Raw genomic sequence first — 15,139 nt, forward strand, 5'->3', positions numbered from 1 at the left:
GTCTTTTCTCAAATTTCTAATCTAGTTTGTCACGATATGTTATTTACATTGACCCTCAATATTCACTTGCCTAGAATGGTGCCACTAAATGTCAGGATTCTTATTATGATTGTTACCATTGATATGGTTTGCCTTCGTCTCGCACCATCGGGGATTCAGACCCTACTCGTAAAACGCTCTAACCCAAACCGCCCTGACTGTGGTAAATGGGCGCTGCCGGGCGGGTTTGTTTACGACGAGGATATGACCAGTCAAGGTGGCGAGCCCGCAGATGAAGATTTCAATTCTGCACACCGAAGAATCTGTCGCCAAAAGATACACACCTATCCCAATTACATCAGTGATCCTCTAGTGGATGGCAACCCTAAACGAGATCCGGAAGGCTGGAGTATCAGCATTTCTCACTATGCGCTTCTCAATCCATCCAACGTTCAGCAAATCGAAAATGCAGGAACAGACAAAAGCCGCGCAGATTGGTTTGACTTGCCACCTTTGCTTGATGAAAAAATGGAACTGGCTTTTGACCACGTCGCACAAATTCAGCACGCATGGAAAAAGCTTAGAGCGGCGGTAGAATATACCTCTGTGGTTCTGTTTCTATTGGAAAAAGAATTCCTGGTGGCAGACATTATTGATGCCTACAGCAAGTTTGGCGTTGAAGTAAACCGTATGACCATCAAGCGACGCTTAATTGATACTGGCATTATTGTCAGTGCCAACAAAATTGCAGCGTCGAGCAAAGGTAAAGGCGGCAAACCTGCAAATGTGTACAAGTTAGCGACCAACGAAGTGAGCTATTTCCAGACCTGCCTGCGTGGTTAAACCGCCCATTTTTAGTACGCCTAAATTTTATTCACAATCGCTATTGCGCCCGCAACATTGATGAGTAATATGTAAACAATCATACCGTTACGGCTTGAAGCTTTTTGTTCAAGCGTTTTGTGTATAAACAAAAATAATTCCAACAAATATCGCCACTTCCCTACATTTCATTCACTTTTTGTTTGGCGTACTTAAAACTATGAAACCCTCTGTTGCTGCTACTGGCGGCTGGTTGTTAATGCTTAGCGTACTACTTTCGCTCGTCGCTCAGATCACAGGTCTATTCAGCGGCTACTGGGCGGGAATTCCTATCTGGCTAGTCGTCATGCTGTTCGTGCCCTACGTCAAACCAACGCAAAGAAAACAAATTATCCTGCTGATGGCAGTAGGCTCAATTGGCTTGCTCTACGGATTGTTCAAAGGGCTTGATGGACGTTATCTGTTAAAAGCCTTAGATGCCAACCAAAACGTGGTGGCCATGATCGTCGGTGTTGGGTTTCTTCGTATTTTCGCGGTCAATAGCGTCAAAACAGGAGAAACGCTCCCTCAAGGCAAAAGCGCTGTGATTCGGACTCTGCTTGGCGCTCATCTATTTGGCACTGTGCTCAACATCTCGTCCGTTATGATTATCGGCGATAAGCTGGCAACACAAAGCAAACTCAGCACAACTCAAGGTTTAGTGTTACTGCGAGGCTTCGCTGCCTGTGCGTTATGGTCACCGTTTTTTGCTTCTATGGGTTTAGCGTTGACCAGTGCTCCCGGCTCTGAACTTGGTACCTTGGTGAGCTACGGTATTCCGGTATGCGCAGTGGCATTAGCCATAAGCGGCTGGCAACTTGTTCGTCGCGCAGATGCAGACTCTGTTTCGGGCTACCCAATTTCTATCTACTCTTTGTGGATGCCCGCTTTACTTGCATCCGTTGTAATCGCCGCTCATAAGTTCTATCCGCACATTAGCGTACTCTCTCTGGTGACTTTAACGTCTTTGTGCTTTATCGCTTTGTGGCTTCTGATTAATAAGGGCTACCACGCAATTGTCGCGGCACGCAACCATATTGAGTCTGGAATTGCCAATTCCAGCGGCGAAGTGGTTTTGTTTGCTGCCGCTGCTATGCTCGCATCGGGTGTTGCTGCCTCTTTAGATGCAATGAACATTCAATTAGCACCGCAACATTTTGGCGCGATTGAAGCCAGCGTGACAGTCGCCGTACTCATTGCTTTGGCGATGACAGGAATGCACCCAGTGACCAGTGTGGTATTGGCAGGCAGTGTACTTGCGCCTTCAATGGCAGCCCCTAATATGCTTGGTTTAACTCTGCTGATGGGCTGGTCATTAGGCATTACCGCCTCACCTTTTTCTGGTGTCCAACTCAGTATTCAGTCTCGCTACGATATCAGTGCGAAAGCGTTGCTTAAGGCCAACTGGCGCTACATCACCATCATGTATCTGGTTTGCTGCTCTGTGCTCTGGTGGTATTCGACTCAGATATAACGCACTAAACCTTACTGTGTACGTAATAATGTGAACAAAATTTGGTCAATAGTTTTACAGTGTTAGAAAAAACCGCAACTAAATCAGGAATGTCAGAAAGTTGAAGATAAGATTTCTATCGTTTTACATTGGTTGACGGACTCCTTACATGTCTGTTGTTAGGATAATTTCGTGCTCAACATGCACATGATACCCAAACAACAAGTTGTCACGGGCAGATGAATAGCATCAACACCGTGTCGCTTTTTGTCGGAAGGGCATAACAACGACAGTTAAAGGAGTATTCACATGAAAAAAGCGCTCGCATTAATCACTATGATGGTCGTAAGCGGTAGTGTATTGGCTGCTACCCAAACCAAACAATCAGAAACCACATTGCAAACAGAAGTGTTCAATTCTGAACAAAAAGCGCAACAAGCAGGATTCAAAATTATTCACGATTTGAGAGAGTTATCTTCGGAAGAGCTCACTTTCAAGCTAGGTGTTGTTGAACCTCTGGTTGTTCCAGACAGCGTTAAAATCAACAACAGCGAACTGAAAGTTGAATCGATCATGGTTGAACCGGACAAAACGTCTTATCGCGGTTTAGTCAATGTTGATTACCAATACGACATCAAAGATCAAAACAACTAGCCTCGACTTCTTACCCCTATATAAGTTAGTCACGCTAAATTGATGACAACGGAGTGTCATCAATTTGCTGCTTACCAAACTAACAGGTGATCAGTTACGTTCAAACTGACTGATGAGCCTCTGCAACTCTTTAAGGTTTGAGACCAGCACTCTGGTACGGTTCACCGAGTCAGCCGAAGAGTGCGCGGTTTTTTCCGTTAACATCTTAATGTTGACCGCATTGGCGGTGATCTCTTTGGTCGCAATCGCCTGCTGCTCTACTGCAACCGCTATCTGCTGACTTCGGTCAGATACCTGCTCCAGTTTTGACGTGATATCGTTGATCATTCCGCCAGTTTCATCTGCGCTCACAATACACTGCTGAGACAAATCTGAACCACGCTGAATGGCGTTTACACCCTGAGCCGCAAGATCTTGCAGTTCTGTAATCATGCTATGAATTTCGGTTGTCGAGTCATTGGTTTTAATCGCTAAATGACGAACTTCGTCTGCCACCACAGCAAATCCCCGACCAGACTCTCCAGCTCGTGCAGCTTCAATTGCCGCATTTAACGCAAGTAAATTGGTTTGCTCTGAAATCGCACTGATCACATCTAGGATCGACTCAACCTGCTTAGTATGGGCAGACAATGTTTGCAAAATAGTCTGGCTGTTGAGCAGCTCTTTATCCAACTCATTAACTTTGCTCACGGTTGCTTTAATGCTCTTTAATCCCGTAATGGATTCAGAACGAGCTTCCTGAGTGAGTTGAGAAGTCAGTGAAGCCGCACTGGCGATATCGTGAATAGAGTATGTGAGTTCCTCTACTGCTGATGCCACTTGTTCCGTTTCCGCATGTTGCGCGGTTAAGCTTTGCTCTATCGATTTAGCCGTTTCAAATTCATGCTGGGCATCTTTCAAAATACGACCAGAAGTATCACCGCTTCGCGCTGTAACAGCTCTCAACTCAGCCTTGCGCATCATAAGAGCCAGTTCCACTTGGGAAAACTCGTCGCGACGGCCGGTATACACCTTTTCTAACAGAGGATTGGAATAGGCTTCGCTAGCCAATGCCTGCAAATGACTTAATCGGCGCTGTACATGGGCGATTCCGACCATTAGCGCTAACAAAAATGCACTGGAAAGTGCACCCAATAGCCAAGTCTGCTGCTGCAACATCCAATATAGATTGGTTGCCAATCCGAGAACACTTATCAGCATCAAAAGTTTGGTTAGAGGAGAACGTGTGAGGGAGATTTTTTTACCCGCGTTAATTGCTTTGTAAAGCGCATCAGCGCGCTTCACCTGTTCAGCCGTGGGCTTAGAGCGAACCGATTGATACTCAATGATCTCGCCCTTTTCGTTTTTTATCGGTGTGACGAATGCAGAAACCCAGTAATGCTTAGAGCTTTTACATTTGTTTTTAACTATGCCCATCCAGCTTTTGCCTTCCTGGATGTAGCTCCATAGTTGTCCGAACGCCGCTTTAGGCATATCTGCATGACGAACTAGGTTGTGAGGATTACCCAGCAACTCTTCCTGCGAGTACTCTGCAATATCACAAAACACTTGGTTCGCATAAGTGATGTGACTAGAACGATCAGTTGTAGAAATAAAACTGACGTGATCTGGGTAATCTTTATTTTCAGTAACTTCCATGCAAATAGCGCTCACTAACGTTCGTGTTGAAATGTAATTTCAAAAATTACGATATATTTTGCAGCTTTTTTAACATGGGATAGCCGTCGTGACTTTGACCCTAATCAATTCAGAAACTTATCAATAAGATACATATCATAAGTGAGACAAATAAACATTTTTGCATCACACCGTTTTTAAATACCTCAAGCCCAACGAAATAGGCGTACTTCATTTCCTTCTTCAGGTTGCTTAGGAATATTCAGAGAAAGCAGCAGTGATATACCCGCCATGCCTGCACCGATATAAAAAACCGCGGCTGGTGATATTAGCCATAGCATACCGAAACTGACTGGAATAATGACGGCTGCAATATGGTTGATGGTAAATGCCACCCCCGCTGTCGACGCCATATCTGCTGGGTCGGCGATTTTTTGAAAGTAGGTTTTCACAGCCAGAGCCAAGGCGAAGAACAGATGGTCGATAACATAGAGTCCCGCAGCCCAGTGTGCATCGGTCACCACAGCATAGCCAACGAAGACACCAATCAAGCCAACATACTCAACAATTAACGCTTTGCGTTCGCCAACCACACCGATAAAACGACCAATTTTTTTGGCAAATAAGAAGTTAAAAACGTAGTTGATTAAGAAGAGTAACGTGATGTCTGCTGCTGTATAACCGAACTTCTCAACCATTAAGAAGCCAGCAAAAACAGTGAAGATCTGGCGGCGAGCGCCACTCATAAAGGTCAAAGCGTAGTAAAGCCAGTAACGCTTACGTAAAACCAATTTCTTGTTTTGCGGTGTAGCCGATTTGAACTCTGGAAATGCAACGGCAGCGACAATAACTAGGGCCAAAGCAAGTCCGCCAGTAATGCCATACACCCATTCATAACTTAAGTGTAATTGCTCAAGCATGATCCACAATGCGCTGTAAGTCAGCAGCGACGCCAGTGCGCCTATAGAGATCATCTTACCGAGCATTTCTGGTGCTTCATCTTTACTGAGCCACTGCAGTGATAATGACTGCTTCAATGTTTCGAAATAGTGGAAACCCGTAGACATCAACAAAGTGGTTAGCAACAAGCCGGTCAAAGAAGGAAACAACCCCGTGATTGCTGTGCCCAACGTCAGCATCATAAGGGAGATCAACAGAAAGCGTTGCTCTCGGATAAAAAGCAGCACAAAAACAGCAGTGAAAGCGAGAAACCCAGGCACTTCACGCACACTTTGCAGCAAGCCGATATCGGCCCCATCAAAGTTCGCTTTTTCGATTACAAAGTTATTGAGCAGTGCCATCCAACTAGCAAACGCAATCGGAACAATCGCTGAAATAACCATTAAGAAGTTTTGTGGGGTACGCCAAGTTTTAGTGTTCATTAAAAGTATTATCATCCTTGTTATCATATTATCAGTCTAACCAATACCGCTTTATCTGTAACCTAACTATTAATACTAGGGTCTCCAGATCCTGATAAAAATAGGAGCAATCGATGCAAATCCGTTTTGCTACCGCAAACTTATTCAACTATCTCGCTCCCCCTAATGCATTTTACGAGTTCAATAATATTTACGAGCTCAACCAATGGCATAAAAAACAACAGTGGTTAGAACGGAAATTATTAACCTTAGATGCGGATGTGGTCGGGTTTCAGGAGATCTTCAGCGCAGAAGCACTGGAGGCGCAGTTAAAGCCGCTAGGTTATTCATATTTCGCTGTTGTAGACCAACCAAAAGTCTCTCAAGACTACATCTACACTCACCCAGTAGTCGGTATTGCTTCACGTTATGAGCTGACAGATATAGAGGCCGTTGAGGCCAAGAAACCGAATTCCGATGACGCTTTTACCTTCTATCGTAAACCGCTGCGAGCAACGTTGAACCACCCTGTAATGGGGAAAGTGGATGTCTATATCGTTCACTTTAAATCACAGCGTCCGACACTAGAAAACAAGGAAGAAGGTTCGAGCGTGTTTGAAACATGGCAGCAGGAAAACTATGGCAACTGGCTTTCCACTGTGCAACGTGGATTCGAAGCAACACTATTGCATCAAGCGATCATGGAGAGAAAACGAGCCACTGGGCATCCGGTGGTACTAATGGGTGATTTTAACCAACTGCTTGATAGCCAAGAGTTCGCCTGTTTACGTTCTACTCACCGTTTTCGCCAGCCGGATTCTTACCTGCCGCTCCTCCCCTACCATCTTACCGATAGCTGGGAACTGTATTGCCACACGGGAAAGGTTCAGCGTCAGCCAACTCATTACACCGGAGCTTCAGGGCAAGTTTTGGATTACATACTGATGTCGAGCGAATTCGGCTTAGAGACAGACCGCAATATCGCCCGAGTCATTGATTTTCATGTTGAGGATCAGCATCTGATCAATCCAAGTTTCGAGCTGGATAAATTCGCCAGTGACCATGCGTTTGTATGCGTCACGCTAGAATTACGCTCGTAAATGTTGCCATTGCGGATGACGGTCTAAATAGTGTTTTACGTAACTGCAAACGGGCACAATCTTAAACCCTTGCGTTTCAATCAGTGGTAAAACGCTTTCCATCATAATTTTTCCGTAGCCTTTTCCCTGTAATTCTTGCGGGACTTTGGTTGACGTTATGTGCATAGCCTTATCGAAGAACTGATAGCGCACAACCGCGTAATGTTCACCTTCAAGGTGGACGCGAAAGCACTCGTTCTCTCTGTCGTAAATAACGGTATGTTCCATTTTTATATCCAAAATGATAATCAAGTCTTATTTTATGGTTATGATGAATTGAAAGTCTGAATGCATAACCATAAAATCTCAACTCTTAAAAAAATTATAAATTGTCTTGTTGGAGATTATGGATGAGCTCGCCACAAACAGCGACTAAAAGTGCTAAAACAAATGTCGCGAAAGCGACTAAATCCGTTATCACTCTCAATAGTACCGACGCTCTTGCTATGGTTGAGCACGGTAGCGAATTGAAGCTGAACATTACCACTCCTGTCGGCACAAAGTTCATCTGTAGAACACCATTTATCGGTACTCACTCTGACACGTATCTTCTCGCTGAAATTCCAAATATCTCAGCCAGCGATATGAGCTTTTATTTTCAAGAAGGTTTCTGGATCAATATTCGTGCAATATCTTCGCGTGGCGAAGGCGCAATGATCCACTTTCGCAGTCAGTTATTGCATGTAGTTCAAGAGCCAATCCCGCTGGCTATGCTGTCAATACCAAGCTCAATGCAAGTAACACAACTGAGGAAAGAGCCTCGTTTTGACGTCAATCTGCCAGGCAGAGTGATCTGTGGTGAACACAAAGCCAGTGGCGAAGTTCGTGATTTATCCAAAAGTGGATGCCGATTTATCGCCCCACCAGTTGGCAAAACGTATCAAGTCGGTGAAATGGTCTCGATAGAGATATTTGCAGATCAGCGTGGCACCAAAGTATTTGCGCCATTAACGGGTAAAATTTGTAACCTACAACGTTCCACCCACTATGCACGTTACGGTATGGAGTTTGATGAAGCAGGACAAAAGAATGCTAAGAATCTACTCAGCCAGTTGAAATTCAATGGCACCAAGCTAACGTTGAACATCGAACGTATTGCATAAAACCTTAAAATCTCGATATCTCACCAAAACCTAGGAGTATGAACGTTCCTTTTTCGTTATACTCCCCATCACTATTCTCATTTAAAGGTTTGAAATGAACTACTTTAGTACTTTCATTAAAGGAATGGCGATGGGCGCAGCGGATGTTGTTCCCGGCGTTTCAGGTGGTACCATCGCATTCATTACCGGCATTTACGACACTTTGCTGGAAAGTATTCGACGCATAAATCCAAGCTTACTCGGCATTTGGAAACGCGAAGGTTTTGCCGCTGCATTCCAGTATATTAACGGCTTTTTCCTCATTTCATTGTTTGCGGGAATATTCACCAGTATTGCTACTTTGGCAAAACTCATCTCTTGGGCATTGGTCACTCACCCTATCCCAACTTGGTCTTTCTTCTTCGGTTTAATCCTTGTTTCGGTGTTCCATATGCTCAAACAAGTGGAACACAAAACCGCATCACGTTGGGTATGTTTGGCTCTAGGTGTTGCTTTTGCTTATAGCATTACGATTTTGAAACCATTGAACCTCGAACTCAGCAACATCAACATTATCCTTTCGGGTGCTATCGCGATTTGCGCGATGATATTGCCGGGTATTTCAGGCAGTTTCATTCTGCTGCTAATCGGCATGTATGCAACAGTATTGGGTGCGGTTAAAAACGTGCAAATCGACGTCTTACTATTGTTTTTATCAGGCTGTGTGATTGGCTTACTGAGTTTCTCTCACGTGCTTTCTTGGCTGCTAAAACGATTCCGAGAAGTCACCTTAATGTTCCTCACGGGTTTAATGCTGGGTACTTTGCCGAAAATCTGGCCGTGGAAAGAGACGGTTTCATGGCGCACTAACTCTCATGGGGAACAAGTGCCACTGGTTCAGCACAACTTATCTCCATTTGAGTTTGAAGCGATCACCTCTCAGTCTTCGCAGCTAGTGGTTGCCGTTATCTTTATGTGCTGTGCAATCGCTTTAGTTTTGGGACTAGAAAAATACGCTGAGAAACACGACGTTTAATCGTTTCATATTCCCTCAATAGGCGGCTTCAAGTCGCCTGTTCATCTCCTCAATGTTTGCTTGAACCTTTCCACATTTTGCCCTACTTTTCCTAAACTTAATCTCCGTTTATGCTAGGATGCGCACACCTTTCCTAACCATGTGTAAGAAAATGCGTTCAGCGTTAAAACTTCTCTTTATTATTGCCGCACTTCTTGCTGGTTTCTTTGCAAGCGACATCATTAAACTCTTCTCATCAGAGACAAAGAGCATTGATCTGTCTCAGTACTGTGTATTGTCAACGACCCCTTGCTCACAACAGAATATCTCAATGACTCTTGCTCAGGACAAAGTGCACCCTCTGGTGGCAAATCGTCTCTCGGTTTCATGGCCGGACAGCGATTCTGAGCAGCTTGAGCTACGGCTACAAGGTGTCGAAATGGACATGGGAACCGTGAAATACGTGCTTAAAAAAGCAGAGTCTGGCAGATTTGAATCTGACATCATATTGCCCGTATGTACTAGCGACTCAATGACATGGGTAGGACAACTCACTGACGGTAAAATAACGGTTCTACCAGCATTAAGGATGGAACGATGAGTAAAAATTGGTCTTTAATTTTAATCATGGCATTCGTACTTGGTTTTGGTACCAAGAGCTATTTCGATGCACAGAAAACGCTAGAACAGGAAGAGATGCAATCCGCGTCTGATGTAACGCTGTACGGTGAAAAAAACCAAACGGTGAACATCTTTGATACCTCGGATGATCGAATCCGTGTTGTCTATTTTGGCTTTACTCGTTGTCCGGACGTTTGCCCAACATCACTGGCCATGCTGGCAGGTGCGTTAAATCAGATCGACGATGAAACAAAAAAACAACTTAGACCTATGTTTGTTTCATTGGATCCAGAACGAGATGATGCAGAATCCTCTGCGACCTATGCTCACTACTTCCACGCGATGATCGAGGGTCTTTCTGGACCTCTGGATATTACGACATCACTCGCGAATCGATATGGCGTGATCTTTCGTAAAACCGAATTACCAAATTCGGAGCTTAAGTACACGCTCGATCACAGCTCCTATTTTTATTTCTTACAACCCGACGGCACTCTAATAACAAAAGTTCCACATACGCAGAACCCTGCGCCAATAGTGGAAGCGATAAAAGAAGTCACTCAACCAACAAAAGGATGAAACAATGAAAGGTAAAGCCCTGTTACTTATCAGCTTATTAGCAAGCCCTTTAGCCTACGCGAAAATGGACATCATGGTTCATCAACCTTACGCGAGAGCGACGCCACCTACCGCGGTAACCAGCGCAGTATTTGGTGAGATTGTTAACCGAAGCGACACTGACCGATACATTGTTTCAGCAACTACAGAAGCAGCTGGAAAAGTGGAACTGCACGATGTGCTCACAGAAGGTGATGTGATGAAAATGCGTCAGGTTTCTGAGTTAAAAGTCCCAGCCAAAGGCAAGCTAGAACTGAAACCGGGCAGCTTCCACATCATGCTATTTAACTTGCCAAAACCGCTGGCAGAGAATGAAGAGATCGATGTTCAAGTGACCTTCAAAGATGGTGAGCAACTGACATTTAAAGCACCCGTTAAAAAAGTCATGAGTGGCATGAAGATGGAACATCATTAATACGAGATGAGCGACTTGCGCTGTCCAATCTTTGTATTATTCAAACCATAAAAAAGAGGTGGGTATTCCCGCCTCTTCTGCTATCATTTGCATGCGTTTCAACCAGAAATTTAGGAGATTTTAATGATTGTATTTAAAACCCGCCGCGCAACTTCAGAGAAGAAAGCTTAACCTTCAACTCTTTCTTTCCCTTGAATTGCCCGGTGTTTAACTAAACCGGGGTCACACCTTTATTCGGCCCTAGTCATATTTAATTGCGTTATAAGACAGCGTACCTACGCGTGTCTGGGGTAACCAAATGAGTTTAAACGAAACTTTATCACTTTCTTTGCCACAATTAGGATGGCGACCTGTTTACCAGCAACAGTTAAGCTGGGATGAATTAGAAACGGCAATTCCCGCGCGTATTAGTGAACATCACCGAACTGGCTACATTTGTTGGACAGAGAATGGCGAAATTCACTTAGATATTCACGCCAAACTGCCAGCAATGACCGTTGGAGACTGGGTACTGCTCGACCGTGAAACGAACCAGTTTGTTAAATTGCTAGAACGCCAGTCGCTTTTTAGTAGAAAAGCCGCGGGTATTAAGTCTTACGAACAACTTATCGCTTCCAATGTCGATACGGTGTTTATCGTCTCATCGCTCAATCAGGACTTTAATCTCAGTCGAATAGAACGCTATCTGGCTCTTGCGAAAGAAGCTCAGGTAGAGCCTGTTATTGTGCTGACTAAAGCCGATCTATGTGACGATGCGGATGACAAGAAACAGCAGGTTCAAGCTCTGAATCCATTGCTGAACGTGGAATCCATCAACGCACTGTCCAGCGAAAGCTGCCAGAGTTTGAAAGCATGGTGCAAAGTTGGAAAGACAATCGCCGTTATGGGGTCTTCTGGTGTGGGTAAATCTACCTTAGTGAATACGCTGATGGGTAGTGACATTCAAGAGACCAGTGGTATTCGAGAACACGATAGTAAAGGCCGCCACACAACCACATCACGTTCACTGCTTTCTATGCCTTCCGGTGCGTTGTTACTTGATACGCCAGGAATGCGGGAAATTCAAATCACTGATTGTGAACAAGGCATCGAAGAAGTATTTGCAGACGTCGCCAATTTGGCGGACAAGTGCCGCTTTAGCGATTGCAAACACATTAGCGAGCCGGGTTGTGCCGTTCTAAAAGCGATAGAAAGTGAAGAGCTGGATGAAAGAAGACTGCGTAACTATCGCAAACTTCTTGCCGAGCAAGCACGCAATAGTGAATCCATTGCAGAAAGGCGTTCCAAAGAGAAAGATTTTCATAAGCACGTTAAAAGCGTGATCAAGGAAAAACAATCTAGGGAAAAAGGATATTAATCCAGAATATTAGCAAAGGGTGATATTTCACCCTTTATTTTCATAAAAAACATTCGCTACAAATACGCAACATTTCATCAAAAATGTGTCGAAATTCAACATCTCTGTTAAATATTATTCTATCTATAAATAAATCCTAGACACATTGTCCTGCAACGTTAATATTACCCCCCTACAGCAAGTACTGCTGTAAACATTACAATTCAAACTATTTATTCATTGCAGGGATAATTATGCAAAGCAACAATATTTTTGCCCGTTTCGCTCGTGGCAATCTGGTGCTTCAGATCCTCGTTGGTATCATTTTAGGTGCTATCGTAGCGACTGTTTCTCCTGATTCTGCGCAAAGTGTGGGCTTACTTGGTAACCTTTTTGTCGGTGCTCTAAAAGCCGTAGCGCCAGTACTTGTTTTCATCTTGGTAGCCGCGTCGATTGCAAATCAAAAGAAAAACCAACACACATACATGCGTCCTATCGTAGTTTTATACCTACTAGGCACGTTTACCGCAGCTTTAACAGCCGTTGTACTTAGCTTCATGTTCCCAACAACTTTGACACTTGTTGCGGGCGCTGAAGGTGCAACTCCTCCACAAGGCATTACAGAAGTACTAAACACCCTTCTATTCAAACTGGTTGATAACCCTGTAAATGCTCTGATGACAGCAAACTACATCGGTATTTTGGCTTGGGGTGTTGGTTTAGGTTTAGCGTTACATCATGCTTCAGCAACAACTAAAGCTGTGTTTGAAGATCTGAGCCACGGTGTTTCTCAAATCGTACGCTTCATCATCCGCCTAGCACCTTTCGGTATCTTCGGCCTAGTTGCATCTACATTTGCAACAACAGGTTTCGGTGCTTTAGCAGGTTATGCGCAGCTTCTTGCGGTTCTATTAGGTGCAATGGCAATTATTGCTCTAATCGTTAACCCATTGATAGTTTACGTAAAAACTGGCGAAAACCCATACCCACTTGTTCTGCAATGTTTGCGCGAAAGTGGTATGACGGCGTTCTTCACTCGTTCAAGTGCAGCAAACATCCCTGTTAATATGGCACTTTGTGAGAAGTTGGAGCTGGACGAAGATACTTACTCTGTATCAATTCCTCTTGGCGCAACGATTAACATGGCGGGTGCAGCGATCACGATTACTGTTCTTACGCTTGCAGCAGTAAACACGCTAGGTATTGAAGTTGATCTGTTAACGGCGGTACTACTCAGTGTTGTTGCTGCAGTATCAGCTTGTGGTGCATCAGGTGTAGCTGGAGGTTCATTGCTTCTTATCCCACTTGCATGTGGTCTGTTCGGCATTTCAAACGATGTTGCGATGCAGGTTGTTGCCGTTGGCTTCATTATCGGTGTGATTCAAGATTCAGCTGAAACTGCGCTAAACAGTTCAACTGACGTTGTGTTCACAGCCGCTGTTTGTAAAGCAGAGCACAAGAAATCTCTAAAATAAGCAGTAACTCTCGTTACTCGCCGTTCAAAAAAATCCGCCTCATTGGGCGGATTTTTTATGACTTTTAATCATTACTTTTTCGCAGCGACTTTAGGTTCGTGATCTTTCATCTCTTGAACTTTAGTCTCTTGAGCTTTCACTTCTTTCACCTTGTCTGCAAGTTCAACCACAGATTTGTTATCAGTGTTGTTTTCTGCAGGATGAGTAACACCATTGAAGCGACCACCCTGTTCGATACTTAAATCGTCACTGTAGATGGTACCTGTAACCTTACCGCGTTTAAGGATTTCTATTTTATCTGCGTGGCAAGTTCCTTCAAACTCGCCGTTAATCACAAGGTGTTTCGCAAAAATTTCACCAACAGCACGACCTGATTCGCTAATGATTAAAGTTTTATCAACGTGAATTTCACCTTCAACCGTGCCATCCACTTGCATATTGCTTTCTACCCGGAATTTTCCGTCGATTGAACAGCCCTTTGCAATGAGAGTGGTAGCTGAGTGCTGACTCTTAGCTCGACTTGATTTACCAAAGATTCCCATCGAATACCTTTAACCTCACTAAATATCGTCTCAAAGTTATTTATCCCCCAATGAACAAAAGGCTTAGGGTCTAATGAACGGCCGACGAATCGAATTTCATAATGTAAATGTGGCCCAGAAGAAAGGCCACTGTTGCCCGAATATGCTATCAAGTCACCTTTTTGTACAAAGTCGCCACTTTTAACCGCGAACTTTTGTAGATGTGAAAATGAACTGCTAAATCCGTGCATGTGCAATAAACGCAGAAAATTACCCGACCCTTGATCACTCTTACGGGTGATTTCCACAACACCATCTGCTGGCGCATAAATTGGAGTACCAGTATTTACCGCGAAATCTTGGCCCCTATGGAACGCCGCTTTACCCGTAACTGGGTGTACCCTTTTACCATAACTAGACGAAATTCGTCCTTTTTGTACAGGAGAACCGCTTGGAATTTGAGTCAACATCACCATCCTAACTGATGATGTAATTGCAGCCGTATCTAAACGAGACTCCAATTCGGAAGATGTCTCTCCCATTCCGAGCACTTTCTCAAGGTCACCTAGCTTATCAGAAACAAGTTGTATTTTTTCTTCACGTTCCAGCAAGTCTCCTTCCAAACTCTCCTTTAAACTTTTAAGGGAAGAAACTTCCTCAGACAGTGTTAATGATTTATTTTCCAACTCAATCTGCTTTAAGCGCGCAAAATATGCATCGTTTACCAACTTATAAATAAATGCTCCCGTGGCAATTACACTGGCAAGAAGCAAATAACCAACACCTTTCAAGCAGTACCGATAGAGCTTCCCGAGATGGAAATGCCGTGTACCGTTAATAGACGAAACGGAAACTATTACGTTCTCTTTCATTCACAAATTCTATTGTCCATATTGAAAGTGGCGGAATTCTAGCAAGGAAATGCAACTGGCTAAACCACTTGGTTGCCGTAGTTGCTTCCAATTCACACTTCTTAGGGACTTTTCCTTTTT

Annotated in this window: 16 protein-coding genes; 11 read left to right on the top strand and 5 right to left on the bottom strand. The window is 44.0% G+C overall.

The window, feature by feature from the left end:
- The first annotated feature begins 105 nt into the window (after positions 1 to 105).
- From HKI82_RS01100 to HKI82_RS01110, 3 genes are all read left to right on the top strand, one after another.
- Entirely contained in the window at positions 106 to 822 is a 717-nt protein-coding gene (locus HKI82_RS01100) for an NUDIX hydrolase (protein WP_171136931.1), read from the top strand.
- Between the two features lie 199 nt (positions 823 to 1,021).
- On the top strand, positions 1,022 to 2,314 hold the full coding sequence (locus HKI82_RS01105) for a hypothetical protein (RefSeq protein WP_171136932.1): 1,293 nt from the start codon (positions 1,022 to 1,024) through the stop codon (positions 2,312 to 2,314).
- A 288-nt stretch (positions 2,315 to 2,602) separates the two neighbouring features.
- Positions 2,603 to 2,947 carry a DUF3316 domain-containing protein gene (locus HKI82_RS01110; RefSeq protein ID WP_102940005.1) on the top strand — a complete coding sequence of 115 codons (345 nt, stop codon included), beginning with the start codon at positions 2,603 to 2,605 and terminating at the stop codon, positions 2,945 to 2,947.
- A gap of 90 nt (positions 2,948 to 3,037) precedes the next feature.
- Here HKI82_RS01110 and HKI82_RS01115 read toward each other — a convergent pair whose 3' ends face one another.
- Together HKI82_RS01115 and HKI82_RS01120 are read right to left on the bottom strand one after the other, a co-directional pair.
- Positions 3,038 to 4,585 carry a methyl-accepting chemotaxis protein gene (locus tag HKI82_RS01115; RefSeq protein WP_171136933.1) on the bottom strand — a complete coding sequence of 516 codons (1,548 nt, stop codon included), beginning with the start codon at positions 4,583 to 4,585 and terminating at the stop codon, positions 3,038 to 3,040.
- A gap of 185 nt (positions 4,586 to 4,770) precedes the next feature.
- Positions 4,771 to 5,946 (bottom strand): MFS transporter, encoded by a 1,176-nt coding sequence (locus HKI82_RS01120; protein WP_171136934.1) that lies wholly within the window; start codon positions 5,944 to 5,946, stop codon positions 4,771 to 4,773.
- Positions 5,947 to 6,059: 113 nt separating this feature from the next.
- Between HKI82_RS01120 and HKI82_RS01125 the strand changes: the two genes are divergently transcribed.
- Positions 6,060 to 7,025 (top strand): endonuclease/exonuclease/phosphatase family protein, encoded by a 966-nt coding sequence (locus HKI82_RS01125; RefSeq protein WP_102940003.1) that lies wholly within the window; start codon positions 6,060 to 6,062, stop codon positions 7,023 to 7,025.
- On the opposite strand, the gene HKI82_RS01130 is transcribed toward HKI82_RS01125, so the two are convergent.
- On the bottom strand, positions 7,014 to 7,292 hold the full coding sequence (locus tag HKI82_RS01130) for a GNAT family N-acetyltransferase (protein WP_102940002.1): 279 nt from the start codon (positions 7,290 to 7,292) through the stop codon (positions 7,014 to 7,016). The two genes, HKI82_RS01125 and HKI82_RS01130, sit on opposite strands and share 12 nt — an antisense overlap.
- Before the next feature lie 122 nt (positions 7,293 to 7,414).
- On the opposite strand from HKI82_RS01130, the gene HKI82_RS01135 reads away from it, so the two are divergent.
- The 7 genes from HKI82_RS01135 (at position 7,415) to sstT (ending at position 13,626) form a co-directional block, all read left to right on the top strand.
- Positions 7,415 to 8,167, top strand: a complete 753-nt coding sequence (locus HKI82_RS01135; protein WP_102940001.1) for a flagellar brake protein — start codon at positions 7,415 to 7,417, stop codon at positions 8,165 to 8,167.
- A 94-nt stretch (positions 8,168 to 8,261) separates the two neighbouring features.
- Positions 8,262 to 9,182: a polyprenyl-phosphate transporter gene (locus HKI82_RS01140; protein ID WP_102940000.1), complete on the top strand. Its 921-nt coding sequence runs from the start codon at positions 8,262 to 8,264 to the stop codon at positions 9,180 to 9,182.
- Positions 9,183 to 9,333: 151 nt separating this feature from the next.
- Positions 9,334 to 9,762, top strand: coding sequence for a hypothetical protein (locus HKI82_RS01145; RefSeq protein ID WP_171136935.1), 429 nt, complete (start codon positions 9,334 to 9,336; stop codon positions 9,760 to 9,762).
- A complete protein-coding gene (locus tag HKI82_RS01150) occupies positions 9,759 to 10,361 on the top strand; it encodes an SCO family protein (RefSeq protein ID WP_171136936.1) in 603 nt (200 codons plus the stop codon). The genes HKI82_RS01145 and HKI82_RS01150 overlap by 4 nt, the downstream gene beginning before the upstream one ends.
- 4 nt (positions 10,362 to 10,365) lie before the next feature.
- Positions 10,366 to 10,815, top strand: a complete 450-nt coding sequence (locus HKI82_RS01155; RefSeq protein ID WP_102939997.1) for a copper chaperone PCu(A)C — start codon at positions 10,366 to 10,368, stop codon at positions 10,813 to 10,815.
- Positions 10,816 to 11,113: 298 nt separating this feature from the next.
- Positions 11,114 to 12,172, top strand: a complete 1,059-nt coding sequence (gene rsgA, locus HKI82_RS01160; protein ID WP_102939996.1) for a ribosome small subunit-dependent GTPase A — start codon at positions 11,114 to 11,116, stop codon at positions 12,170 to 12,172.
- 233 nt (positions 12,173 to 12,405) lie between these two features.
- Positions 12,406 to 13,626, top strand: coding sequence for a serine/threonine transporter SstT (sstT, locus tag HKI82_RS01165; protein ID WP_102939995.1), 1,221 nt, complete (start codon positions 12,406 to 12,408; stop codon positions 13,624 to 13,626).
- Positions 13,627 to 13,697: 71 nt separating this feature from the next.
- On the opposite strand, the gene HKI82_RS01170 is transcribed toward sstT, so the two are convergent.
- Complete coding sequence (locus tag HKI82_RS01170; RefSeq protein WP_240956621.1) at positions 13,698 to 14,063, bottom strand: bactofilin family protein; 366 nt, start codon at positions 14,061 to 14,063, stop codon at positions 13,698 to 13,700.
- Between the two features lie 8 nt (positions 14,064 to 14,071).
- Entirely contained in the window at positions 14,072 to 15,019 is a 948-nt protein-coding gene (locus tag HKI82_RS01175; protein ID WP_171136937.1) for a M23 family metallopeptidase, read from the bottom strand.
- Between the last annotated feature and the right edge of the window lie 120 nt (positions 15,020 to 15,139).

It is taken from the genome of Vibrio plantisponsor, assembly GCF_013041605.1.
GTDB classification, from domain to species: domain Bacteria; phylum Pseudomonadota; class Gammaproteobacteria; order Enterobacterales; family Vibrionaceae; genus Vibrio; species Vibrio plantisponsor.